Genomic DNA, 22,721 nt, shown 5'->3' with positions numbered 1-22,721 from the left:
CCATGATCCCGTCAAACCGGACGGATGCTCTCGGTGCGCTTGCGCGGACCGAGGGGATCATCATGCAGGCCATGAAATGGGCCATCGTCATCGGCATGGCCGCCATGGTGGTGGTGGTCTTTCTGCAAATTGCGTCGCGCTATCTGCTGTCCATCTCGCTGGGATGGTCCGAAGAAGTTGCGCGGCTGTTGTTCATCTCGATCGTGTTTCTCGGCGCTGCCGTGCTGGCGCGCCAGCAGGCCCATCTGACGGTCACCGTGATCCTCGATCAATGCGGGTGGCGCCTGCGCGCCGCGCTGACGGCGCTTGCGTCTCTGGTCGGGCTGGTCTGTTCCACCTATCTGGTGCGCGGCGGCTGGACCACCATGCTGCGTGAATGGGATCAGCGCACCCCGGCACTGCAGATCCCGATGGGGATCATCTTTTTCATCATCCTGTTCGCGGTGACGCTGATGACCCTGTGGCTGTTCGTCGTGACGGTCATCAACATTCGCGACGTGATCAAGGGTGAGCACGCATGAGCAGCCTTGGCCTGTTGTTTGGCGTGTTCTTCGTGCTGCTTCTGCTGGGCACGCCCATCCTGTTCAGCCTGGCGGCCGCATCGCTGGTGGTGCTGGCCTCGATCGACCTTCTGTCTCCGCAACTGGTGATGCAGCGCATCTATGCCGGGCTGGACAGCTTTCCTATGCTGGCAATCCCCTTCTTCATGGCCGCCGGCGCCCTGATGGAGCAGGGCGGGATCTCGCGCCGACTGGTCAATTTCTCATCCTACCTGGTGGGCTGGATCTCGGGCGGGCTTGGTCATGTGGCCGTGATCGCCTCGACGATCTTTGCAGGCATCTCGGGCTCGGCGGTGGCGGATACAACGGCCATCGGATCGACGATGATCCCCATGATGAAACGGCGCGGCTATGCGCCCGAGTTCTCCGCCGCCGTGGTTGCGGCCTCGGGCGTGATCGGGCCGATCATTCCGCCCTCGATCCCGCTGGTTCTGTATGGAGTGATATCGGGCGTGTCGATCGGCGCCCTGTTCATGGGCGGCATCCTGCCCGGACTGATGATGACCGCAGCGCTGATGGTGCTGATCTATTTCAAGGCCAGACGCAGCAACTGGGAAATCGAGACCGAGCCATTTTCCTATGCCGGACTTTGGGCATCGTTCAAAGAGGCCGTCGGCGCGCTTGTCATGCCGCTGATCATCGTAGGAGGAATTCTGGGCGGGATATTTACCGCGACCGAAGCCGCGGTTGTCGCCACCGTCTATGCCCTGGTGGTCGGTCTGTTCTGGTACAAGGAACTGAGCCTCTCAAGCCTGCCCGACCTGTTCTATCATGCCGGACTGAACACGGCGGTCGTCATGGTGATCGTCGGCGTCGCCAATCTTGTGGGCTATGTCCTGACCATCGAACAGCTTCCCATGATGCTGTCGGACTGGTTCTCGGCCAAGATCACCTCGGCGCTGACCCTGCTGATCCTGATCAATCTGTTGCTGCTGGTGGCAGGATGCTTTCTGGATGGCGGATCGGCAATCATCGTCTTTACCCCGGTCCTGCTGCCGGTCGTCAAGGCCTTCGGTATCGACCCGGTCTTCTTCGGCGTGATGATGACCGTGAATCTGATGATCGGCACGGTCACCCCCCCTGTCGGCCTGTCGCTCTATATTGCCAGCGGCATCGCGGGAATTTCGATCGCGCGGATCTGCAAGGCCATACTGCCCTTCCTGCTGGCACAGCTTCTGGTGCTGATGCTGATCACCCTGTTCCCCGACATCGTGCTGTTCATCCCGCAACAGCTCTACGACATCTGACCCAAGGAAATTCCATGTCTTACAAGAACTCGATTCTCATGGGGACCATCGGCGGCTATCGCGACCGGTTCCACCAGTTCCAGCCCGACCGTTCCTTTGCCGAGCGTCTCGACATCGCCAGGACCATCCCGCGCACCCATGGTATCGAGCCCGTCTATCCGCAGGATCTGGGCGCCGATGGCAGCGCCACAAAGGCCGTCAAGGACAGCGGGCTGGCCGTCTCGGCCGTCAATGTGAACGTCAAGACCGAAGGCAAGTTCAAGGACGGCTCATTCACCAGCCCCGATGCGGGACTGCGTCGGGAGTCGGTTCAATATCTGAAAACAGCAATGGATCTGGCCGCGGATCTGGGCAGCGAGATGATCACCGTCTGCCCGCTGATCGACGGTTGGGACTATGCCTTTCAGGTCGATCACATCCAGCAATGGCGCTGGATGATCGAGGCCTTCGAAGAGGCCGCCGCGCATCGTGGCGACATCAAGATCTGCATCGAATACAAGGCCTATGAAAGCAAGAACCACATCATCCTGCCCACCATGGGCCGCACCCTGCATTTCTGCGATCGTGTCGGCGCGGCCAATCTGGGCGTGACGATGGATGTCGGTCATGCGCTGATCGCCGGTGAAAGCCCCGGTTCGGAAATCGCCGTCGCCGCCGAGGCGGGGCGTCTGTTCTATATCCATTTCAATGACAATGACCGCGGCGCGGATTGGGACATGCTGCCGGCCTCGGTGCACCTGTGGGAGACGTTGGAAACCCTGCACTACATGCGCCGCATCGGCTATGATGGTTGGGTCGCCTATGATGTCTTTACCCGCACGGGCGACAATGCCGAGGCGATTTCGGCCACATTCGAGATCATGGAGAATCTGGACAGGCTGCTGGACAAGATCGGGGATGGCCATCTTCAGGATCTGATCAAATGCGGGCAGCCGCAGCGCAGCTATAACGATCTGATCCGGGCCCTGCTGTGAAGCTGGGACTGGGAACCTATTGCTTTCGCTGGTCCATCGGGCACAAGGATCGTGTGCCCGACCGCCCGATGACGGCCATGGAAGTGCTGGATTTCGCGATCTCTCAGGGCTGCGAGGTCGTGCAATATGCCGACAATCTGCCGCTGGACCGCCTGAGCGCCACGGAACTTGACGCTCTGGCGCAACATGCGGCGGCGCATGATGTGGCGCTGGAACTGGGCACTCAGGCTTTCAATGCGCCGCAGGTTGATCTCTATCTGGATATTGCCGGAACTATTGATGCGCGGATCCTGCGGATCGCGCTGGACGGCGAGGATGCCCTGCGCCCCATCGCCGAACTGGCGGCGGAATTCGCACCCCTGCTGGACAAGGCCCGCCATATCGGCTGTCGCATCGCGATCGAGAACCACTTCAACTATCCGTCCCGCCGCATGGTCGATCTGTTGTCGCTGATCGATGACGACCGGCTGGGGGTCTGCCTGGACGTGGCAAATTCGATCTGCGCCGGGGAATGGCCGATGGAGACTGTCTCGATCCTGTCACCCCATGCGATCAACCTGCATCTGAAGGATTACGAGATCGTCCCCGACTTCTATGGCGCAGGTTTCACCATCACGGGGCGCCCCCTGGGCCAGGGTCGCATCGACGCCGATGCCGTTCTGCGCGCCCTGCCCCGACATGACGACAGCATGAGCGTCATTGTCGAGCACTGGATGCCGTTCCAGTCCGATTTCGAAACGACGGGCCGGATGGAAAGGGAATGGAGTGCCGCAAATCTGGCCACGGCGCGCAAGGCCATTGCAAGGCGCGATCCGCAGCGCTGATCCACCCCCAGAAAGCAAGACTGCCGGACGCGATGTCACGTCCGGCAGTCCTATCTTGTCTGGCCCCGGGGCCGGGCCGCGATCAGTGATCCAGCATTTCCCACAACCGGCGCTTGATCTGGATGAATTCATCCGTCAGCCGCATGGCATCGGTGCGCGGGCGAGGCAGGGTGATCTCTTCGATATGATGAACACGCCCCGGACGGGCCGACATGACCACGATCTTGTCGGCAAGAAAGATCGCCTCTTCCAGATCATGGGTCACGAAGACCACTGTCTTGCGCGACTGGCTCCAGGTGTCCAGAAGGTCGGACTGCATCCGTTCCTTGGTCTGGGCATCCAGCGCGCCAAAGGGTTCATCCATCAGCAGCACATCGGGATCATTGGCATAGACGCGACCGATATCGACCCGCTTGCGCATGCCTCCGGAAAGTTCCCGCGGCCAGCGGTCCTCGAAGCCTTTCAGCCCCACTGCCTGCGTCCACTTGGCCTCGATCTCGCGCTGGTCGGCCGCGCTGGCACCGCGAAGACGAGGGCCATAGCTGATATTCCTGGCCACCGTCATCCAGGGGAAAACCGCATCCTGCTGGAACACCATGCCGCGACGACGGTCGGTGCCCTGAATGATCTGCTCATCCAGTTTCATGGTGCCGTCCGAGGGCGCGAACAGGCCGGCCATCATCTTCAGCAGGGTCGACTTGCCGCAACCCGAAGTGCCCACGATGGCATTGAAGCTGCCGGATTCGAAGGTCAGGTTGATATTGTCCAGCACGGTCAATTCATTGGGCTGACCCTTGCCGAAGGTATGCGTCAGGTTTTCGATACGAATTTCTGGCATTATTCACGTGTCTCCGACCACTGCATCAGATGCGCCTGAATCTTGCGGAAGATGCGGTCCATGATGAAAGCGCAGCCGCCGATGATCATGATGATCATCATCACCTGATCGGTCAGGAAGTAGCGCCGCCCTTCTTGCAGCAGAAAGCCCAGACCGTTCTGCGCGGCCAGAAGCTCAGAGGCCACAAGGGTCGTCCAGGCCGCGGCCAGTGCCACACGATAGCCCGTGATGATGAAAGGGGTCGCGGCAGGCACCGCCACCGTGCGGAACACCTGAAAGCGGGTGGCCCCCATGGTCGAGGCAGCATCTTCATACACAGCAGGCACGTTCTTCATGCCGGCAATGACATTGACCACGCAGACCATGAAACAGGCGATGGTGATGATCAGCACGCGGCTGAACTCTCCGATGCCGAACCAGATGATGATCAGCGGGATATAGGCCAGCGGCGGAATCGGCCGCACGGCCTCGATCAGAGGATCGAACAGATATTCGACCGTGCGATACCAGCCGATCAGGCAGCCCAGAACCAATGCAAGCGTGGTGCCGATCAGGAAGCCGGCGCTGATGCGGAACAGGCTGGCACCAAGCGCCTTGAGCAGCGAGCCCGATGTCAGATTGGTCCAGAAGGAGGCGATGATATCGCCGATCGGTGGCAACAGCGCCGGGTTGTTTTCGGGGCGCGTGGTCACCAGCGCATAGATCGCGATCACCACGGCTACCGACAGACAGCCCAGAAGCAGACGCTTCGAATTGAATGCAGAGTTCTTGTTCATCGGACTTAGAGTTGCTCGATAATTTGGCTGCTGACCATCGTGTCAAGATCCGGCACGCCCGAGATCTTGCCATTCCCGGCCAGAAATTCGGACTGGATCAACAGCGATTGCTTCAACTGGTCCTTGGCAAAGACCTCTTTGATTTCAGGCACGTCGAAATAGAAATAGCCGTTCAGAAGAGGCTCGACCTCTTCGGCAGTCACGCCCGCCCGGCCGATCTTTTGCTGCCAGGCCACCATGCGGGCGACCACTTCGGCATTGTCCTCGCGCAGCATCCCCACGCCCTTGCTGTGGAAGGCCTCGACAACCTGACGCAGCGCTTCCTGCTTGGCATCCAGCGTCTGCTGGGTGGTCATGAAGATATCCATGATGCTGGGGCGGGTCTCGATGGGCATTTTCGCGCCCTCGGCCAGCATCACCGCACCGGGCATCTTGTCAAAGATCAACTTGCGCGAAGTGGCCAGCGGAACCGTGGCATCGACCGCCCCCGCGATCATCGCAGCCTGGGCGTCGATGGGCTCCATGTTGATCCGCGTCAGCGGCATATCGGCCAGACCCTCGGCCTTCAGCACGGTATCAAGGAAGAAATCGAAATTCGACCCCGAGGTTACGGCAAGCCGTTTGCCTTCCAGATCGGTCAGGCTGCTCAGCCCTTCGCGGCCGACAATGGTATAAAGCCCCGAGGCGTCACCACAGACCGAGATCGCGCGCAGATCGGCCACCTTGCGGGCCATGGCCGCCAGAGGCGGCACTGCCCCCACGGTGATCGCATCGACCGAACCGCCCACCATCGCCTCGATCGCCGGAGGTCCCGAGGGGAAGACGCTGAATTCCATGTCGACGCCCGGCGCAAAGCCCTGATCCTGCACCAGCCAATAGATCCCGAAGGAATAGGCCGGGATGATACCCACGCGCAGTTTCTCATTCGCGGCATGAGCCTTGCCTATAAAGAAGTTCGGCGCGGCAAGCGCGACGCCAGAGGCGGCGGCACCCTTCAAAAGTCGACGGCGCGTCAGTCCGCTGTATTTCTCGGTCGACATGTCTTCCTCCTCTCCTCAGCCCTTGCGGGCCACCCTTTGGCGTGCAACGCCAGCATTCATCGAGAATAGCCCGCGACTTTTACAGATGTCAAATATTTTGTCATTTATCTAATTGCGCAGACATGTCGACACGGCACGCGCAAGCCCTCCCGCTGCCGTCCGGCGCGGGAAATGGCAGGCAAGATCATGCCTTCAGTCAGATTGCAACAATGCGATGGCCAGAGCCTCGTCAACGCAGAGATGCGTCGCCAGTTTGCCGTTCAGGATTGCCCTTGCCGCCTGCAGCCGGTCCTCGCCCGCGACGACCACGAGCTTGCGCCTTGCGGCACGCAGATGTTCGACCTCGACGGCCACGACACGTTCCTCGGGCGGCAAATGCACGGGGTTGCCGTCGATATCGATATAACGACAACAGACGATCCCGCAGGCCCCGGCATCCACGGCATGGGCCACCTGTTCGGGCGTGGCGATGCCCGCGGCGATCAGATGGGTGTCGGGTTCCGTATTGCCGATGGAATAGATTGCCACGTCCAGATTTTGCAGCCGCTGCAACTGGGTGGCAATGGTCGGTTCCGCGCGCAGGCTTTGGGCCAGCGCCTCTGACGACAAGACCGCGGGCGCATGCAGCGTGAAGCAACTGGCATCCAGACAATTCGCAATCCGGATCGCGCAATCCTCCGAGGCAGCGACACGATCAGAGACCATCGAGCCGATCATCTGGCAGACGGTCACCCCTTCGACGGGTTGGCGCGGCATGGCATCGGCGACGGATTTGATGGTTTCGCCCCATGCGACTCCCACCGTATCCCCCGGTCGGACCACATCCAGCAGCGCCATGGCCGCCACCCGGGCAAGCTGGCCCAGGCTCTCGGCACGGTCGGGGACGGCATCGCCCCCGATCCGACAACGCGAGACATAGGCGTCTTCCAGGCCAAAGCGCGCCACCAGCTGTCGCGACAATGCCGAAGCCGCCAGCACTTCGCCATCGACGCGGATTTCCACGATGCCACGGTCGCGGCATTCCCGCAGCATGTTGACGATGGTGGGACGGGACACCGACAATCGCTTGGCGATCTCGCTCTGGGTCAGACCTTCGCCGTAATACAGCAGCGCGACATTCGCCAGCAGGGCATCCTTGTCACTGAAAGGGTTTGATGATGTCTCGTCCCGGGCCATGTCAGGCACTTACCTTCTTGTTGCCGGATTGACCGTAGTTCTGCTGGAACCAGTTGTAGCAACGGTCGATTTCTTCCTGTGGCAGCTCCTCGACCGGGCCGCGCGTCATCGCCAGATGCGTGGTCATCGCTGCTTCCTCCAGATACATCGCGAACGAGGTCGCCTCGGTCGCGGAACGGCCCATCGTGAACACCCCATGAGCCTTGACCAAGGCAGCATATCCACCATCCGCGGCTTCGACAACGGCCTGACCGGTATCGACCTCGCCCGGTGTGGCATAGCGCGAACAGGGCACATCCCGGCCCAGCATATGCGTGATCGGAGTCAGCACCGCCGGAATCCGTTCGCCCCGCGCCGCAAAGCTGGTCGCATAGGGGGAATGGGTGTGGGTGATGCCGAATATGTCAGGCCGAGCCTTGTAGATATACAGATGCAGCCCCGTATCCACCGATGGCTTCATCTCGCCCTCGACGACATTGCCCTCCATATCCACGACGACCATGGTTTCCGGCGTCAGATTCTTGAACTTGACGCCCGAGGGCTTGATGACCACCAACCCGGTTTCGCGGTCGCGCCCCGAGACATTGCCCCCCGACCCCACGACCAGCCCGTTCAGGGGCAATTGGTGGTTCTGTTCGCAGACTTCCTTTTTCAGGGCTTCAAGCATTCTTCTTCTCCTCGGGGATGCCATGCGGATAGACGACGATTTTCAGGGATTTTTCGGCCTTGCGCAGCATTTCAAAGGCTTCCGCACTGTCATCGATGTCAAAACGGTGCGAGATCGCCTCGTCGGCCTTGATCCGGCCCGCTTCCAGCAGACGGATATAGCTGTAGGTGTCGGTATGGTCCGAGGAATAGCGCGAGGTGACCGTGATCTGGTCAAAATAGGATTTTGCCCCGTCGCGCACCCAATCGGTTCCCGGTGCCAGCGGCGCACCCAGATGCAAAGTGCCGCCGACCTCGACAAGATCCTCGGCCTGCGCCCAGGCCTGCGGGAAGGGCGCAATGACGATGACCGTATCGGCCAGACGGCCATTGTTGGCCGCACGCAGCGCCTCGACCGCATCTTCGTTCCTGGGGTTGATCGTATGCGTCGCGCCGAATTCGCGCGCCTTCTCCAGCCGCCAGTCCGAGAAATCCAGCGCGATCACCTTGCCCGCGCCGAACAGCGGTGCCAGATGCACGAAGCCCTGCCCCATGAAGCCCGCGCCAACCACGGCCACGGTGTCGCCGGGCTGGATGTTGCAGACCTTCAGCCCCGACATCACACAGGACCACGGCTCGATCGTCACCGCCGCCTCGGTCGAAATGCTCTCGGGCAGCTTGTGGGCATCCATCCGCAGATGCTGGGCGGTGACGCGGTAATATTCACAGACCCCGCCCGGATCCAGCTTCATCGAGGAATAGAAGGGATCGCGGGTAAAGTGACCCCGGCGCGACAGATGGCTGTCGACCCGGCCGACATGGTGGTTGATGAACAAACGGTCGCCGACCTTGTAGTCGGTCACATCCGCGCCGACCTTCACGACCTCGCCAATCGGCTCATGACCCAGAACCTTGGGTTCAGCCTTCTTGTACCATGCCATGGTCTCGCCGCCGCAAAGGCCACAGGCCAATGTCTTCAGCAGGATCTCGTCGGCACCGATTTCGGGTATGGGACGTGTTTCAATGCGGATATCTTCCAGCGTGTGATACACGGCGGCTTTCATCATTTCGGTCATGGTTGAAACCTCTTTCCTTTCAATTCCAAAGCGCCTGACAGCAGTCGGACAGAGCGACATATCTGGCGAAGGCGGCGTCATAAGCGGGGGCCGTCGCAGGGTCGGGATCGTGGCGCAGCACGTCCTCGCTTCGCCGGGCCAGCGTGCAGGCCTCGCCCCGTCCGGCGGCGGCAGCGCCCAGACAGGCCGCCCCCCACAGCCCATGATCCGAAGCCTCGCTGACCAGAACCGGCACCTGCATCACATCGGCGATGATCTGGCACCACATCCGGTTGCGCGCCCCGCCTCCGGTCAGGCGCACCGGCGCATCCGGCCGCCCGTTTTCCTTTTCGAAACAATGGCGCAGGCTGAAGGCCGCGCCCTCCATCACAGCCCGGCCCATATCTGCCTTGGAACTGCTGGAGGACAGGCCAAAGAACGATCCGCGCGCCCTGGGGGCGACGAAGGGCGCGCGTTCACCGTTCAGATAGGGCAGGAATGTCACGCCATTGGCGCCCGGCGGCACCTGTTCGACCAATGCGTTCAGACGGCCCGCAATCTCGGCGGCGGACCCGCCCCCCAGGGTCTTGGGATGCAGCGCGCAGAACCAGTCAAAGGCGGCCGCGCCCGTGGTCGGGGCAAGGATACGTGTCAGCAGGCGCCCATTGGCATGATGCGCGGTCGCGCCCACGGGCTGATCGCTCGGCGCGACCTTCTCGGTCAGAATGGTGACCACCGCCGTGGTGCCCAGAATCATCATCGTCTCGCCGGGCTGTTCCATGCCCATGCCGACGATCATCGCCGACAGATCCATGGTCCCGACCGAAACCGGCAGCCCCTCGGGCAGCCCCGTCGCCGCGCTGGCCTGTGCCGAAATCGCGCCAAGGCGGCTTTCGGCATGGCGCGGCGCATTCAGCATCCGCGCCAGGCGCGTGCAATCCAGCACCTGCAGGGCGTCCAGATCATAGCCGCCGGATTCGAAATCCAGAAAGGGGATCGAGGCATTGGAAAAATCGGTCGCGATCTCACCGGTCAGGCGGAAACCGACCCAATCGGCGCAATACATTACCCGGTCAATCGCCTCGGCGCGTTGGGGTTCTGCCTGGCGCAGCCATTGATAGATCGTCCCCGAGGTGCCCGGCCAGATCGCCGTGTTGCAGGCATGGCTGATCGCGCGCGCCTGACCCTTGTCATATAGCTGCGAAACATTGTCGGCAGCGCGGGTGTCATTCCAGAGAATCGCATTGCCGACCGGCTTCTTGTCGCGGTCCAGCGCCCACAGCCCGTCGCCCTGTGCCGCGATACCGACGCTGCGGATCAGGCCGGGATCAATATCGGCAAGCGCCGCGCGAATGGCCTGACAGACCCCTTGCCAGACGGTTTCCATATCCTGTTCGGCGCGGCCCTGTTCGCTCAGCTGCACCTCGCTTGGCGTTTCACCAAGAGAGACACGTGTTCCGTCGCTGCGATAGACCGCCGCCTTGATCGCGGTGGTGCCTGCATCGATACCCAGCCAATATTCCTGCACCTAAACCTCCCTTTCACATTCGGCGCGCGTCACGAAACGCGGGGCGTCCAAAGCCCGGACCCTTGGCAACTCGCCAGACCACGGCGAAACCTGCACCAGCGTCGTGTGGCTGATATTGCCCTGGCTCAGTTCCGATGCGCCCTTGTCGATTGTCAGCATGTTCGGATTGCCATGCACGCAGATCCGTCCCTGCGGGCTGTCCTGCAGATCGGCCCATGCGCCGGTCGGCAGCACCACGCAATCGTGCCGCATGTTCGCGTCCAGCCGCAATCCGGCCAGACAGCCGCCCCGCGCATTGTGCAGATGCACAACCTCGCCCTCGCGCAGGTTCAGCGCGGCGGCCGTCCGTGGATGCATTCGCGCAACCTCGCGCCCCTGCAACTTGGAGGCTACAGCCTCGGAGCCATTGTCCAACTGGCTGTGCAGCCGCGTCGCGGGCTGTTGCGACAACAGATGCAGATGGGTCGGCGGGGCCTCATGGGTCCATTCCGCCGGGGGCATCCAGCAGGGATGACCGGGACAGTCGCACAGTTGCATGGCCGCGATCCTGTCATTGAACAATGTCAGCCGCCCGCTTTCCGTCGGCAGGGCATGGGCAACGGGATCTTCGATGAAGCGAGAAAAGAGGATGCGGGTCTGATCTGCCTCGGGGATTTCGAAACGGCCCATGTCGCGGAAGCTGTCGAAATCAGGCAGGGCAAAGCCTTCGGATTGCGCCACGCCCTGACAGCCGGCCCAGATCCAGCGGAGCCAGTCCTGCGTATCCCGCCCCTCGGTAAATTCAGCCTCGACCCCGAAACGGCGCGCAAGATCGGCAAGGATGTCATGATCGTTGCGCGCCTCTCCCATCGGCGCCAAGACCTGCGTCATGTAGATCAAGGACGGGTCGCGCCGGTTGACCATGATATCTTCACGCTCCAGCGCCATGGTCGTGGGCAGAACGATATCCGCGCGCCGTGCTGTCGCGGTCCAGCTGTGTTCATGGACGATGACGGTCTCGGGCCGCTGCCATGCCCGCTCCAGCCGCAACAGATCCTGATGATGGTGAAAGGGGTTGCCGCCTGCCCAATAGACCAGCCGGATATCGGGATAGCTTCGCGTTTCGCCGTTGTAGCGATAGGCTTGCCCGGGGTTGAGCAGCATGTCGGAAATGCGCGCCACCGGAATGAAATCATCGACGCCATTGCGCCCCTGCGGCACCGAGGGCCAGCTGATGAAACGCTTGGCACGCCCCGGCGGTGTGGTCGAGCCATAGCCAAAGCCGAAACCGGTGCCCGGCTGGCCGATCTGGCCCAGCACGGCCGCCAGTGCCAGCCCCGCCCAGACCGTCTGTTCGCCATGATCGGCCCTTTGCAGGCCCCAGTTGATCGAGACCATCACCCTGTGGCGTGACAGCTCTTCTGCCAGATCGCGGATCTCGCCCGCGGCCAGGTCACAGAGCGGCGCAGCCCATTCGGCGGATTTTGCCTGACCGTCGCTGACCCCCATGACATAGTCGCGAAACTGCGGCCAACCGCTGGTATAGCGGTCCAGAAATGCCTGATCATGTCGACCGTTGCTGACCAGCTCATGCAGCAGCGCCAGCATCAATGCCACGTCCGAGCCCGCGCGAACCGGCAGCCAGCGGGCATTTGGCAGATCGGCCAGATCACTGCGCAGCGGCGAGACGCAGATCGTCTGCATGCCAGCCGCCGCCGCCCGTTCCATCCAGCCATCCACCTCATGGGAACTGGTGCCGCCCGCGGCGATCTGCGCGGTGCGCCCCGAGACACCGCCAAAGGCCAGGAACAGCGTGCAGTTTTGCGCGATCAGCGGCCAGCTTGTCAGCCCCTCTTCGATATCCTTGTTGGACAGGCCGGTGATATGGGGCAGCAAAACTTCGCCCGCAGCATGGGAATAGGTGTCGCGCGCGGCCACATATCCCCCGATCAGATTCAGGAAACGGCGCAGCTGCGACTGGGCATGATGGAAACGTCCGGCGCTGGACCAGCCATAGGAACCACCGTAGATCGCGCCGTTGCCATGGTCCCTGCACACGCGACGCAACTCTTGCGCCGCCATATCCAGCGCCTCGTCCCAAGGCAGTTCGACATAGCTGTCATCATTGCGCCCTGCCCCGCCATCCCCGGCCAGCCAGCCACGACGCACGGCAGGGCGATGGATGCGCGCACGCGTGTCACGCGCCGCAGACAGCCAGCCGCGCCCGATCCGCGAGGGCGCAGGATCATCGGCCAGCGGCTCCAGCCGCAGATCATCCTCTGCCCCGGTCACCCGATAGGCGCCCCAATGGGCTGCGGTATAGCGATCTGTCATCACGTCAGCCTTTTCGTTTTGACATTTGTAAAATACATTGTCATATGATAGATCAGATTACAACCGGAATGTCATGCTCAGGAGGAGTGATGCGAAATGCGCAATGAAAGAACGACAGAGGAAGTCGCGCTGGGAATCCGGCGCCGTGTGTTCGAACACTCGATGCGCAACAACGGCGGCTACCTCAGCCAGGCCTGTTCCGCCGGCGAGCAACTGGCATGGCTTTACAATGAAGAGCTGAATCTGGGCGCGCCGACCCTGCCGATGATTCCCAAACCCTTCGAAGGCGTCCCTTCGCCCTCCAACCCGGATTATCACACGGGCGCAGGATACAACGGTCCCGCCGCCCCCGATTTCGACCGGCTGTTCATTGCGCCGGCACATTACGCGCTGGTGGCCTATGCGACCCTGATCGAGGTCGGACGCATGGCCCCCGAAGGCCTCGAGATGTTCAACAAGGACGGCTCCAGTGTCGAGATGATCGGTGCCGAACATTCGCCGGGCATGGAGGTCCACAACGGGACATTGGGCATCGGCCTGTCGACCGGCGCGGGCCTTGCCTATGGCCGCAAGCGGCGTGGCGAACCGGGCCGGACCTGGGTGTTCATGTCCGACGGCGAAGTGCAGGAAGGCCAGACTTGGGAAGCCGTGCAATCGGCCGCCTATCACGGCATCGACAACCTTTATGCGATCATGGATGTCAACGACCAGCAATGCGACGGCGCCATGTCCAGCGTGATGGAGGTCGGCGACATCAAGACCAAGTTCCAGAATTTCGGCGCCACCTGTGTCGAGATCGACGGGCATGACATCTCGGCCATGCGCGATGCCGTAAAGGAAAGCCATGAGGGCCGTCCGCTGATCATCCTTGCGCGCACCAACCCCTTCAACAGCATGTCCATTCTGGAAGAGCGGTTCCCGCGCCTGCACTATGTGCGCTTCAAGTCCGAAGAAGAACGCGCCCGCATGAATGTGTCCATCGCCGCCGATCTGGGCGTCGAGCCTGTCGACTACAGCCACTAAGGAGTTCGCAACATGGTGGAAATGGTATCACGCCCCTATGCCAAGGCTTTCGAAGCCTTTGCCGCGGGCAACCCCGACATTCTGTGCCTCTCTGCGGACCTGACCTCGTCCTGCGAGGTTGATGGCTTTCGCGACCGGCATCCCGATCAGTTCCTCAGCCTCGGTATGGCCGAGCAGAACATGATGAGCTTTGCCGGCGGGTTGGGTCTGGCAGGCTATCGCCCGTTCATCCATACCTTTGGCGTCTTCATGTATCGCCGCCCCTATGACCAGCTGATGGCCTCGATCGCCTATCCGCGTCGCAAGGTGCGTCTGATGGGCTTCCTGCCCGGCATCACCACGCCCGGCGGCATGACCCATCAGTCGATCGAGGATATCTCGGTCATGCGTTCGATCCCGAACATGACCATTCTGGAAACCGGTGATGCGACCGAGGTGGAATCGATCTGTGAAGCCGCCGACAGCATTGACGGCCCGGTCTGGTGTCGCGTTCTGCGCGGCTCGGTCCCGCGGCTGTTCGATACGCCGATCAAGGTCGGTGAAATGCGCGAGCTGTCCTCGGGCGACGACATCCTTGTCGTCACCTCGGGCATCTGCACCGAAGAGGCAATGCGCGCCCGTTCGGCACTGGCCAAGGCTGGCCTGTCAATCCGCCATCTTCACCTGCATACGATCAAACCCTTCGACAGCAAGGCGCTGCTGGATCACATCGGCTCGGTGAAACATGGTGTCATCACGCTGGAAAACCACGTGACCGAAGGAGGCATAGGCTCTCTGGTCGCGGAAACCATGGCGGATGCCGGCGTCGGGAAGCGGCTGATCCGTCTGGGACTGAAGGACACCTATGCCCATGGTGGCTCGCGCCCCTACCTGATGCGCTATTACGGGCTGGACGCGCTGGCCCTGGTGCGGGGGATCGAGGATCTGACCAAGCAGAATTTCGGCATCACCGAGGATGATCTGGATTCGGCCCGGGTCGAAGATGTCCATTCGCTGGTCAAGGCCGAAGCGCTCTAGGCATGACGGGTGGCGGCGCTGTCCGCCACCCTCATTCACTCTTGCGGCAGCCCCGCAGAGCATCCATTGAACGGCCAAGACAAGACAAAGCCTTGCAGGCGTTCACCTTCTGCAAGGCACCCAGACGACCCGTAGCCCCGGGGGAGGAAACCTCATGAACATCATTACCATCCTGGTGGACAGTCTGAACAAGGACTGTCTGTCGATCTACAACCCCGACACGCCCTGCCGCACGCCCAATATCACCCGACTGGCACAACGCTGCCAGATATTTGATGATCATTTCGTCGGCAGCCTGCCCTGCATGCCAGCGCGGCGCGAGATCATGGCCGGGCGCAAGGAATTCCTGTGGCGTCCCTGGGGCGGGCTGGAGGTGTTCGACCCGCGTCTGCCCAAGGAAATCGCCAAGACCGGCATGATGACCGCGATGGTCACCGACCATTATCATTACTGGGAAGAAGAGGCGAACGGCTACATGCAGGGCTTTCAGTCGCTGCATATGGTGCGCGGACATGAGGTCGACAGCTGGAAGGTGCCGGATTCCAGCAAGGAAGACCCGCAATGGGTCAGGAATGTCGCCAAATACCGCGCGGCCGAACATATCCGCCAATACGCTGCCAATGTGGCCGATTTCAAAGGCGAAGAGGATTACTTCGCGCCCCGTGTTCTGCAGGGTGCCTGCGACTGGCTGGACGAGAATGCCCGCAAGGGGCCGTTCTTCCTGCATGTGGAATGCTTTGACGTCCACGAACCATTCGACGTGCCCGAGCCCTATGCGTCAATGTATACCGACGGCAAGAAGGACGATTTCAACATCTGGCCGCCCTATCAGGTCTATGCCGATCTGGAACGGTTCATGGATGAGACCACCCCCGAAGAGCTGGATTTCCTGCGCGCCCAATACATGGGCAAGGTGACGATGATGGACACCTGGCTTGGCCGGTTGATGGCCAAGATGGACGCGCTGGATCTGTGGGAAGACACAATGATCGTCTTTACCACCGATCATGGCCATGATCTGGGCGAACGCCGGGCCTTTGGGAAACAGTTCCCGCATTACGACAGCCACGCCAATATTCCGCTGCTGGTCTGGCACCCGCAGAACCCCGGCAAGGGCGCCCATGTCGGTGGGCTGAGCCAGACCGTCGACCTGTTTGCGACGCTGATCGATGCCGCCGGAGGCGAGATCCCCGAGTCGAACCGCCATTCGAAAAGCCTGATGCCGATGATCCTTGGCACCGGCGACAGCCCGCATGAGGCGCTGATCTATGGCACCTTCGGACAGGGACTCTGCGTGACCGATGGCGACTGGACCCTGTTCCGCGCCCCGGTCGAGGGCGAGCCTCTGTTCACCTATTCGACCGCGATTTCGCGCCCGCTGATCGTGGACAATCCGGTTGACGGCCGCGTGGGTCGCCCGCCCGAGGCACCCGCCGAACAGGGCTATTTCGACCCTTCGGTCGATCTGCCGCTATGGAAGACACCGATCACCATCGACCCGCGCACCTATCAGTCGTTCCTGTATCACCGCAGTTCCGACCCGGGGCAGGAACAGAACCTGTGGGACAGCCATGACGATGACCGCCGTCGGATGATGCAACTGGCGCGCCAGATGATGGACGAAGAAGGATACCCGGTCGAGCAATTGGCGCGTCTGGGCATGACCGACCAGCATCTGGCCGCACAAGCGGGCTGTTGAGACCAATCTGCGGCAGCTTTTCAAAAGGCTGCCGCAGATCACGCCAGGTCAGATTTCAAGGATCACATTTCCGATCAATCGGCCACTTTCAATGGCCTCATGTGCGGCAGCGGCCTCGGCAAGGGCAAGGCGCTCTGCAATCAGCGGTTTCAACTTGCCCTCGCGCAGGAAGGTGTTGATCTCGGAAATCGCCTGATCCTTCTGCGCCTGCAGCAACGCATAGACAAAGACCAGATGGATGGCGATATTCGTCATGGCCAGCGGATAGAAGGGAAAGGCGGGGGTCAGATTGCTGGCGGTCGCATAGGCACCCACGTTGCCGCCGGAACGCATGATGCGGGGCAGAATGTCGACATGGGCGGCAAAATCGACATCCACGAGATGGTCGATGGATCTTTCACCCAGAACGGACAGGATCTGTTCAGCCAGATCACCCTGACGATAGTTCAGAACAATCTCGGCACCGGCCTGCCGGGCTATTTCGGCCTTTTGATCCGAACTGACCGTCGCGACCACGCGCGCGCCCGCCGCTGCGGCCATCTGGACCGCCATATGTCCCACGGCCCCTGCGCCACCTGTCACCATGACCGTCTTGTCACGCAGCGGCCCGGCCCAGAACAGCGCCCGATGCGCCGTCATCGCCGGCACCCCCAGGCAGGCCCCGGCATCAAAGCCGATCCCGTCGGGCAGTTCAGCCGCCAGTTCCGCAGGAACGCAGACCTGTTCGGCAGCCGTTCCCCGCACCCCCTGGCTGGTGCCATCGGCAGAACGGTTGACGTTATACAGCCAGACCCTCTGACCGACGCGCGAGGGATCGACGCCCGACCCAACTGCCTCGATCACACCCGCACCGTCATTGTGGACAACCACACGATCCGCGACCATCGGCCCCTGAACTCCGCTGCGCAGCTTGCAGTCCGAGGGGTTCACCCCCGAGGTGCGAAGGGCCACCCGGACCTCACCGGCAGCGGGTTCGGGTCGGTCAATCTCGACAAGATGCAGGGTTTCGGTCGCCCTGCCGCGCTGGGTATTGACGATGGCTTTCATGTGCCGGTCTTTCCTCTTCGATGGGACCGCCCTGCCCGGGACGATCCAGATTGGTGGTCAATGCATGGTGTCAGCATGTGAAGCCGGACAATGCCTGCAATCGGATGGGGATGAAACAGGACACCGAACCGGCGGCATTTACGCACCGGCTGCGCATCGGGCCTCGGCAGACCAATGCACATCGACCACCCCTGCCAGTCGCGTCAGGCGCGACAGTTCGGCCTCCAGCCGGCCCAGTCGCGCCGGGGTCCAGCGCAGGCCCGGTTCGGGCCAGAAGTTCAACACGTCAAGCCGCCCCTTCTTGCGGTCGGCCTTGATCTCGATACGTCCGGTGAACCGGCTGCCTTCCAGCAGGGGAAAGACGTAATAGCCCCAGATGCGTTTGGCGGCGGGAACGAACATCTCGACGCGATAGTCAAAGCCGAACAGCCGCTGCAGACGCGCCCGATCGCGGATGGCCGGATCAAAGGGGTTCAGCACCCGCACCCGCGACCCCGAACCCGTCAGCCCCGCGATGCGGTCATCAATATCGGCAGAGGCCAAAGCATCGATCCAGTCGCCCCGCGCCGTCTGGACCTCGACGCGGCGCAGCCCTTCGGCTCTGGCGGCCCAGGCCTGCACCTCGGCGCGGGTGGCCGCGTCCCAGAACTTTTGCAGCTCGGTCACGCTGGCAAAGCCAAGCCGGTCCAGCGCTTCATGGCACAGGCGGGAAACCTGTTCACTTTCCGGTATCTCTTCCTCCCGCAAATGCCGGGGAAAGACACGTTCGGCCAAATCATAGAACTTGGTAAAATTCACGCGGTGGCATGTTGCCAATTCGCCCGCATACCACATGTAATCCAGCGCCAGTTTATGGGGTGGACGCGCCCACATATGCGTCCGGTCGGTCACCTTGCTGTCGAAATCATGCGTCGACAGCGGCCCTTCGGCCTCAATCCGGTCGCGGATCGCCGCACGTTCAGCCGCGTCGGGCAAGCCCCTGAACCAGCTGGCCTTGTCCAGATACTCGCGCTTGCGCCGGAACTGTCGCTGCCAGATCGGCAGGAATTCCATCGGGATCACCGAGGCATCATGGGTGAAATGTTCGAACACCGCACGGTCGCGCGACATCACCCGGTCCAGCATCGGCTCGCGATATTTCTGATTGCGGCTCCAGAGGATATGATGATGCGCGCGCGAGACGATCTGGATTGAATCAAGCTGAACAAAGCCCAGCCGTCTGATCATCCCGGCGACATCCAGCGGTCCGGTGGGCGGGGCACCCAGCCCCTGACTGTCCAGCCACAGGTGCCGAGCCGTCTCATTGTCGATCCGCAAAGGGGTCATCGTGCCATGCGACCGCATGGCTCTGCGGGCAGTATCTGTCGTGTCATCGGTGCCTCATCCGGGTCGGGTCCAATGTTACACAGGCCCGCCCCATAGCGTAAGGCGTCCTGTGATCAGCGGGTCAGATAGAGCGACAGCACCGGCAATGCGATGATCAGCGCAAGGCGGATGATATCGGCCACCCAGAAGACGAAGACTCCCCGAAAGATGGTTCCCAGCGCGATATCCGGCAGGACCGAGCGCAGCACAAAGACATTCATGCCGATGGGCGGGGTGATCAGGCTGATTTCGGTGACCACCACCACGATGATCGCGAACCAGATCAGCACGGCGTCGGGATCCTGCAGCACCGCCAGCCCGAAATCCAGATTCGCGACCAGCGGATAGAAGACCGGCACCGTCAGCAGGATCATCGACAGGCTTTCCAGAAAACATCCCAGCACCATATAGATCAGCACGATCACCAACAGCACCGTCCAGGGCGACAATCCAAGAGCGCCGACAATATCACTCAGGCTGTCGGGCAGACCGGCGAATGTCACGAAATTGCTGAAGATCTCGGCTCCGATGATGATGGCAAAGATCATCGCCGAGGCCGTGGCACTGTCAACAAGGGCGTTCCACAACGCGCCGCGTGTCAAGCCGCCCGTCGCCATGGCGATCAACAGCGCCATGGCCGCGCCCATGCCTGCGGCCTCGATCGGCGTGAAGAAACCGCCATAGATTCCCGCCATGATGAAGACGAACAACCCCAGAACCGCCGCCACGCTGACCGCGTCGCGCCGTGTCATCGGCTGAACTTCCTTGACCTCGGGCGCCAGGTCGGGCTTCAGGCGGACCGCCACCATCACCGCCAGCAGATAGCCGATGATGCCCAGGATGCCGGGAATGATGCCCGCAAGGAACAGCTTGCCGATATCGGCCTCGGTCAGCAGGCCAAAGATGATCAGCACGACCGAAGGCGGGATCAGAATGCCAAGCGTGCCCCCCGCAGCTATCGCCCCCGTCGCCAGACTGTCGGAATAGCCGAAACGACGCATCGAGGGCATCGTCACCTTGGACATCGTGGCCGCCGTCGCCAGGGAAGATCCGCAGACAGCCGAAAATCCGCCGCAGGACATCACCGTCGCCATGGCCAGCCCGCCCCGCATCCGGCCAAAAACACGGTCGGCGGCAGAAAACAGCCCCTGCGCAATGCCCGAACCGGCCAGCACATTGCCCATGAATATGAACAGCGGCACGACCGACAGGGAATAGTTCAGCCCGGTTTCGAACACCGCATTCCCGACCATGGCCCCGGCCGGACCCCAGCCGCGCAACAGGCCAAAGCCGATGCCTCCGACGATGGCCATCGCAAAGGCGATGGGAACGCGCGCGAAGACCAGCAGCAACAGGATGGCCAGCGCGATCAGGGAAATAGTCATGCGGCCTCCCGGCGCAAAATCATCGCAACAGCCGACAGGACGCAGCTTGCCGCGGCCAGAAATGCCAGCGGTGCCATGGGCAGGGCCAGCGACGCGCTGCGCGTGCCGTCATGCCATTGATCCAGCCCGATCAGCACCAGACGATATGAGAAATAGAACAACACCACCGCCGACGCGAAACCGGCCAACCGCCCCAGAAGGCGTTGGACCCGGCGCGGAAACAGATGCAGCGCCAGATCGACCTCGACATGGGCGCCATCGGCACTGGTCAACGGCAGGGCCACAAAGACCAGCGCGGCCAGCAACATCTGCGTCAGCTCATAGGCGCCGCCGAAAGGATGGTTGAAGACATAGCGGCCGATGACATCATAGCAGGTCACGCCGACCAGCATCGCGATCATCAGGGCCGAAACCCCCGCCAGAACGCGATACCATATGCTGTGCCGGTGGCGCCGCCCCGGATCACCATCCGGAGCGCTGCCACCGGCCATCAGGTCAGGACCGCTCATTCCACCTTCACACCCGTCATCTCGCGGAACTTGGCCAGCGCCGCCAATCCATCATGGCCCTCGCCCAGACTGCCAGCCCAGTCCTGTTCAAGAGAAGCTCCCGAGTCACGCAACGCCGAAACGACCTCGGGGCTGGCTTCGTAGAAATCGACCTTGTCACCCACTTCCGCAAGCGCGGCAGTATCGGCATCATTCCATGCCTGCCCGACCAGTTCCGCGAAGGCCTCGCCGGAAATCGCGTCAATGGCAGCGCGGTCTTCCTCGGACAGGCTTTCCCATTTGTCCTCGTTGATCACGAAGAACCAAGTGGTGTTATAGATCCCGCCCGGCACGGTCATCGAATATTTGATGTAATCGGTCAGGTTGAAGGCGGTCATGGCCTCATAGGTGAAGGCCACGCCGTCAATCACGCCACGGGACAGCTTCTCATAAACCTCGGTCGAGGACATGAACAGCGGCGCCGCCCCCAGCGAGGACACCAGATCGCCGACATATCCGCCCGGAACGCGGATCTTCAGACCGGCCAGGTCCTCGGGCTTTTCGATCTTGCGGACATTGTTGTGCAGCAATCCCGGCCCATGCATGAACAACCCCAGAAGATGCGTGCCCTTATGCTCTTCGGCCGCATCCAGATCCTGACCATAGATCTTCCAATAGGCCCTGGAATTGGCAATTGCGTCATCCCCAAGGAAGCTGAACTGGCCCAGGCGGGCACGGGTAAAGCGATCATCCTCGGTAAAGGAATGCAACCCATAGGTGACATCGGCAATGCCGTCGCGCGCCATGTCGAAATGCGCCGGCGGGCTGCCAAGCGGCTTGCCCATGATCCGCACGGTCACGCGGCCATCGGTGACTTTCTCGACCTCTTCGGCCCAGGGTTCGATGGCATTGACGACGATCGGATGTTTCGGCGGCAGCCAGGATGACAGGATCAACTCTTCCGCCATCAATGGCGTCGAAGACAGCAGCAGTCCGGCAAGTGCAAGCTTCAGCGGTTTCATTTCGTCTCTCCCTGTAGCTCCCTCGCCTCCCGCGAGGGATCAAAATTTTCCGGTCGCGCCGCAACAAAGGCCGGCACGTCGTCACAGGACTGCGCCACCGCGCAGATCCGGCCAAGATCGTCGAAATTCACCCCCCAGCGCGTCGCATTGTAAAGCTGGGGAATCAGCGTGCAATCGGCCATGCCGGGCCGCTCACCCAGACAGAAGCGCCCGGAAAATTCCGACCTCTCCAACATGGCCTCGACCGCTTCCAGACCGCGACGGATATTGTCGCGGTTCCATGTCGCGCGAGCCTGGGCTCCGGCCAATCCTTCAACCTTTTTCAGCACGCCAAGGTTGGACAGTGGGTGAATCTCGCAGGCAATGGCCAAGGACAGCGCCCGCACATGGGCACGCTGCGCGGGGTCGGCCGGCAGGAGCGGATGCCCGGGGCGGCTTTCCTCCAGATATTCCAGAATCGCCAGCGACTGCGTCAGCATCAGCCCGTCGATTTCAATCGCCGGAACCAGCCCTTGCGGATTGCGCGCCAGATGCGCCCCGTCGTGATGGCTGCCTGCCACCAGATCGACAGAGATGCTGCGAAAGCTCAGCCCCTTCAGGCCCAAGGCAATCCGCACCCGATAGGATGCGGAAGAGCGCCAGTAGTCATACAAGACAATCTGCTGGTCCTGCGCCAGCTGTTCGGCCCGCTCTGCCATG

21 protein-coding genes are annotated in these 22,721 nt (G+C 61.8%); 7 read left to right on the top strand and 14 right to left on the bottom strand.

The features are described 5' to 3' along the window. The first annotated feature begins 2 nt into the window (after positions 1 to 2). The 4 genes from JHW44_RS20135 to JHW44_RS20120 are packed head-to-tail and all read left to right on the top strand — an operon-like array spanning position 3 to position 3,605. Positions 3 to 521, top strand: a complete 519-nt coding sequence (locus tag JHW44_RS20135; protein ID WP_089345216.1) for a TRAP transporter small permease — start codon at positions 3 to 5, stop codon at positions 519 to 521. Further along, complete coding sequence (locus JHW44_RS20130; protein ID WP_089345217.1) at positions 518 to 1,807, top strand: TRAP transporter large permease; 1,290 nt, start codon at positions 518 to 520, stop codon at positions 1,805 to 1,807. The genes JHW44_RS20135 and JHW44_RS20130 overlap by 4 nt, the downstream gene beginning before the upstream one ends. Positions 1,808 to 1,821: 14 nt before the next feature. Beyond that, positions 1,822 to 2,781: a sugar phosphate isomerase/epimerase family protein gene (locus JHW44_RS20125; RefSeq protein WP_089345218.1), complete on the top strand. Its 960-nt coding sequence runs from the start codon at positions 1,822 to 1,824 to the stop codon at positions 2,779 to 2,781. Further along, the gene (locus JHW44_RS20120; protein ID WP_089345219.1) at positions 2,778 to 3,605 is read left to right on the top strand and encodes a sugar phosphate isomerase/epimerase family protein; all 828 of its coding nucleotides are present in this window, start codon (positions 2,778 to 2,780) and stop codon (positions 3,603 to 3,605) included. The genes JHW44_RS20125 and JHW44_RS20120 overlap by 4 nt, the downstream gene beginning before the upstream one ends. Positions 3,606 to 3,687: 82 nt before the next feature. On the opposite strand, the gene JHW44_RS20115 is transcribed toward JHW44_RS20120, so the two are convergent. The 8 genes from JHW44_RS20115 to JHW44_RS20080 form a co-directional block, all read right to left on the bottom strand. Next, on the bottom strand, positions 3,688 to 4,443 hold the full coding sequence (locus JHW44_RS20115) for an ABC transporter ATP-binding protein (RefSeq protein ID WP_089345220.1): 756 nt from the start codon (positions 4,441 to 4,443) through the stop codon (positions 3,688 to 3,690). Next, positions 4,443 to 5,219, bottom strand: a complete 777-nt coding sequence (locus JHW44_RS20110) for an ABC transporter permease (protein WP_089345221.1) — start codon at positions 5,217 to 5,219, stop codon at positions 4,443 to 4,445. The genes JHW44_RS20115 and JHW44_RS20110 overlap by 1 nt, the downstream gene beginning before the upstream one ends. A 5-nt stretch (positions 5,220 to 5,224) precedes the next feature. Continuing rightward, positions 5,225 to 6,259: an ABC transporter substrate-binding protein gene (locus JHW44_RS20105; protein WP_089345222.1), complete on the bottom strand. Its 1,035-nt coding sequence runs from the start codon at positions 6,257 to 6,259 to the stop codon at positions 5,225 to 5,227. Between the two features lie 192 nt (positions 6,260 to 6,451). Further along, entirely contained in the window at positions 6,452 to 7,435 is a 984-nt protein-coding gene (locus JHW44_RS20100; RefSeq protein WP_089345223.1) for a sugar-binding transcriptional regulator, read from the bottom strand. A gap of 1 nt (position 7,436) precedes the next feature. Continuing rightward, positions 7,437 to 8,102: a class II aldolase/adducin family protein gene (locus JHW44_RS20095; protein ID WP_089345224.1), complete on the bottom strand. Its 666-nt coding sequence runs from the start codon at positions 8,100 to 8,102 to the stop codon at positions 7,437 to 7,439. After that, positions 8,095 to 9,156 carry a zinc-binding dehydrogenase gene (locus JHW44_RS20090; protein ID WP_179217758.1) on the bottom strand — a complete coding sequence of 354 codons (1,062 nt, stop codon included), beginning with the start codon at positions 9,154 to 9,156 and terminating at the stop codon, positions 8,095 to 8,097. Before JHW44_RS20090 ends, JHW44_RS20095 begins: the two co-directional genes overlap by 8 nt. A gap of 19 nt (positions 9,157 to 9,175) precedes the next feature. Further along, complete coding sequence (locus JHW44_RS20085; RefSeq protein WP_089345226.1) at positions 9,176 to 10,663, bottom strand: FGGY-family carbohydrate kinase; 1,488 nt, start codon at positions 10,661 to 10,663, stop codon at positions 9,176 to 9,178. Beyond that, positions 10,664 to 12,976 (bottom strand): molybdopterin-dependent oxidoreductase, encoded by a 2,313-nt coding sequence (locus JHW44_RS20080; protein WP_089345227.1) that lies wholly within the window; start codon positions 12,974 to 12,976, stop codon positions 10,664 to 10,666. Between the two features lie 96 nt (positions 12,977 to 13,072). Here JHW44_RS20080 and JHW44_RS20075 point away from each other — a divergent pair, with 96 nt between their 5' ends. From JHW44_RS20075 to JHW44_RS20065, 3 genes are all read left to right on the top strand, one after another. Continuing rightward, a complete protein-coding gene (locus JHW44_RS20075; protein WP_089345228.1) occupies positions 13,073 to 13,999 on the top strand; it encodes a transketolase in 927 nt (308 codons plus the stop codon). Between the two features lie 12 nt (positions 14,000 to 14,011). Then, positions 14,012 to 15,016, top strand: coding sequence for a transketolase family protein (locus tag JHW44_RS20070; RefSeq protein ID WP_089345229.1), 1,005 nt, complete (start codon positions 14,012 to 14,014; stop codon positions 15,014 to 15,016). A 154-nt stretch (positions 15,017 to 15,170) separates the two neighbouring features. Further along, complete coding sequence (locus JHW44_RS20065; protein ID WP_089345230.1) at positions 15,171 to 16,715, top strand: sulfatase; 1,545 nt, start codon at positions 15,171 to 15,173, stop codon at positions 16,713 to 16,715. Between the two features lie 48 nt (positions 16,716 to 16,763). Here the strand turns inward: JHW44_RS20065 and JHW44_RS20060 are convergent, their stop codons facing one another. From JHW44_RS20060 to maiA, 6 genes are all read right to left on the bottom strand, one after another. Continuing rightward, positions 16,764 to 17,762, bottom strand: a complete 999-nt coding sequence (locus tag JHW44_RS20060; RefSeq protein WP_089345231.1) for an NADPH:quinone reductase — start codon at positions 17,760 to 17,762, stop codon at positions 16,764 to 16,766. 138 nt (positions 17,763 to 17,900) lie between these two features. After that, on the bottom strand, positions 17,901 to 19,088 hold the full coding sequence (locus JHW44_RS20055; RefSeq protein WP_089345295.1) for a winged helix-turn-helix domain-containing protein: 1,188 nt from the start codon (positions 19,086 to 19,088) through the stop codon (positions 17,901 to 17,903). Positions 19,089 to 19,201: 113 nt separating this feature from the next. Further along, on the bottom strand, positions 19,202 to 20,512 hold the full coding sequence (locus tag JHW44_RS20050) for a TRAP transporter large permease (protein ID WP_089345232.1): 1,311 nt from the start codon (positions 20,510 to 20,512) through the stop codon (positions 19,202 to 19,204). Beyond that, positions 20,509 to 21,021 carry a TRAP transporter small permease gene (locus JHW44_RS20045; protein WP_089345233.1) on the bottom strand — a complete coding sequence of 171 codons (513 nt, stop codon included), beginning with the start codon at positions 21,019 to 21,021 and terminating at the stop codon, positions 20,509 to 20,511. The genes JHW44_RS20050 and JHW44_RS20045 overlap by 4 nt, the downstream gene beginning before the upstream one ends. Then, positions 21,018 to 22,022 (bottom strand): TRAP transporter substrate-binding protein, encoded by a 1,005-nt coding sequence (locus JHW44_RS20040; protein WP_089345234.1) that lies wholly within the window; start codon positions 22,020 to 22,022, stop codon positions 21,018 to 21,020. The genes JHW44_RS20045 and JHW44_RS20040 overlap by 4 nt, the downstream gene beginning before the upstream one ends. Then, the gene (gene maiA / locus JHW44_RS20035) at positions 22,019 to 22,720 is read right to left on the bottom strand and encodes a maleylacetoacetate isomerase (RefSeq protein ID WP_089345235.1); all 702 of its coding nucleotides are present in this window, start codon (positions 22,718 to 22,720) and stop codon (positions 22,019 to 22,021) included. The genes JHW44_RS20040 and maiA overlap by 4 nt, the downstream gene beginning before the upstream one ends. Position 22,721 lies beyond the last annotated feature (1 nt).

This window comes from Paracoccus seriniphilus (assembly GCF_028553745.1).
GTDB lineage: Bacteria > Pseudomonadota > Alphaproteobacteria > Rhodobacterales > Rhodobacteraceae > Paracoccus > Paracoccus seriniphilus.
Note: the sequence above shows the minus strand (reverse complement) of the source record. Positions and strands in the feature narration are given on the sequence as shown.

Excerpts from the sequence above, each read along its gene's own strand:
- JHW44_RS20135 (WP_089345216.1), top strand. The coding sequence starts at position 3 with ATGATCCCGTCAAACCGGACGGATGCTCTCGGTGCGCTTGCGCGGACC.
- JHW44_RS20130 (WP_089345217.1), top strand. The coding sequence starts at position 518 with ATGAGCAGCCTTGGCCTGTTGTTTGGCGTGTTCTTCGTGCTGCTTCTG.
- JHW44_RS20125 (WP_089345218.1), top strand. The coding sequence starts at position 1,822 with ATGTCTTACAAGAACTCGATTCTCATGGGGACCATCGGCGGCTATCGC.
- JHW44_RS20115 (WP_089345220.1), bottom strand. The coding sequence starts at position 4,443 with ATGCCAGAAATTCGTATCGAAAACCTGACGCATACCTTCGGCAAGGGT.
- JHW44_RS20110 (WP_089345221.1), bottom strand. The coding sequence starts at position 5,219 with ATGAACAAGAACTCTGCATTCAATTCGAAGCGTCTGCTTCTGGGCTGT.
- JHW44_RS20105 (WP_089345222.1), bottom strand. The coding sequence starts at position 6,259 with ATGTCGACCGAGAAATACAGCGGACTGACGCGCCGTCGACTTTTGAAG.
- JHW44_RS20100 (WP_089345223.1), bottom strand. The coding sequence starts at position 7,435 with ATGGCCCGGGACGAGACATCATCAAACCCTTTCAGTGACAAGGATGCC.
- JHW44_RS20095 (WP_089345224.1), bottom strand. The coding sequence starts at position 8,102 with ATGCTTGAAGCCCTGAAAAAGGAAGTCTGCGAACAGAACCACCAATTG.
- JHW44_RS20090 (WP_179217758.1), bottom strand. The coding sequence starts at position 9,156 with ATGACCGAAATGATGAAAGCCGCCGTGTATCACACGCTGGAAGATATC.
- JHW44_RS20080 (WP_089345227.1), bottom strand. The coding sequence starts at position 12,976 with ATGACAGATCGCTATACCGCAGCCCATTGGGGCGCCTATCGGGTGACC.
- JHW44_RS20075 (WP_089345228.1), top strand. The coding sequence starts at position 13,073 with ATGCGCAATGAAAGAACGACAGAGGAAGTCGCGCTGGGAATCCGGCGC.
- JHW44_RS20070 (WP_089345229.1), top strand. The coding sequence starts at position 14,012 with ATGGTGGAAATGGTATCACGCCCCTATGCCAAGGCTTTCGAAGCCTTT.
- JHW44_RS20065 (WP_089345230.1), top strand. The coding sequence starts at position 15,171 with ATGAACATCATTACCATCCTGGTGGACAGTCTGAACAAGGACTGTCTG.
- JHW44_RS20060 (WP_089345231.1), bottom strand. The coding sequence starts at position 17,762 with ATGAAAGCCATCGTCAATACCCAGCGCGGCAGGGCGACCGAAACCCTG.
- JHW44_RS20055 (WP_089345295.1), bottom strand. The coding sequence starts at position 19,088 with ATGACCCCTTTGCGGATCGACAATGAGACGGCTCGGCACCTGTGGCTG.
- JHW44_RS20050 (WP_089345232.1), bottom strand. The coding sequence starts at position 20,512 with ATGACTATTTCCCTGATCGCGCTGGCCATCCTGTTGCTGCTGGTCTTC.
- JHW44_RS20045 (WP_089345233.1), bottom strand. The coding sequence starts at position 21,021 with ATGAGCGGTCCTGACCTGATGGCCGGTGGCAGCGCTCCGGATGGTGAT.
- JHW44_RS20040 (WP_089345234.1), bottom strand. The coding sequence starts at position 22,022 with ATGAAACCGCTGAAGCTTGCACTTGCCGGACTGCTGCTGTCTTCGACG.
- maiA (WP_089345235.1), bottom strand. The coding sequence starts at position 22,720 with ATGGCAGAGCGGGCCGAACAGCTGGCGCAGGACCAGCAGATTGTCTTG.